This window comes from Psychrobacter sp. 1U2 (assembly GCF_051847575.1).
The window spans coordinates 1-650 of record NZ_JBPYDC010001263.1; the positions used below are offsets into that span (position 1 = coordinate 1).

Annotated in this window: 1 protein-coding gene; it reads right to left on the reverse strand. The window is 40.5% G+C overall.

Features of this window, described 5'->3' with window-relative positions:
• Positions 1-399, reverse strand: a 399-nt coding sequence (locus ACS8FD_RS21545) for a trigger factor family protein (RefSeq protein ID WP_439277376.1), incomplete at its 3' end; no start/stop codon positions are given.
• Positions 400-650: the final 251 nt, after the last annotated feature.

Consider the following 650-nt stretch of genomic DNA (forward strand, 5'->3'; position numbering starts at 1 on the left):
CGCGGTATGGCGCTCAACTTCGATCTCATCGATACCTTGGACGTCGACTTCTGGGAAGATTTCAACAGTCGCTTGATAAACTAAGAAGTCGTCTTCTAATTTAACATCATCGATGTTTGGCATGCCAACGGCGCGAATGTCTTCAGATTTGATTGCTTCAAACACGGTATCGCGAATCACATCATTGATCACTTCTTGCTGAATACCAGCACCATACTGTGAACGGATATGAGACATAGGGACGTTACCTTTACGGAAACCGTCAATCTTGGCAGTCTTCGCAACTTGACGAATACGGCCTTCAACTTTGTTTTGAATTTTTTCAACAGGAACTTTCACTGTCAGCTGGGTTTCTTTTTCCGACAGCTTGTTGGTTGTGACTTGTAAATCTGTAGCCATGTTAATTACACCTTTATGATTAAAATAACAGGCAATCGCCCCTCTAGATATATAAGGGTTATGCCGATTGCCATTGGAATGAATAGGGGTACTAAAATACTTATATTTCGATACTGATAAGTCGGTCATCAAATAGTGCAAATAACACCATCTAGTATCCAATATCGATAATCCAAGACCAATCTTCTCTACCAAAAGCGCTGCAATGACTATTGCACTTTCATACGTTAGGCTTTTATAAACATTGTGCT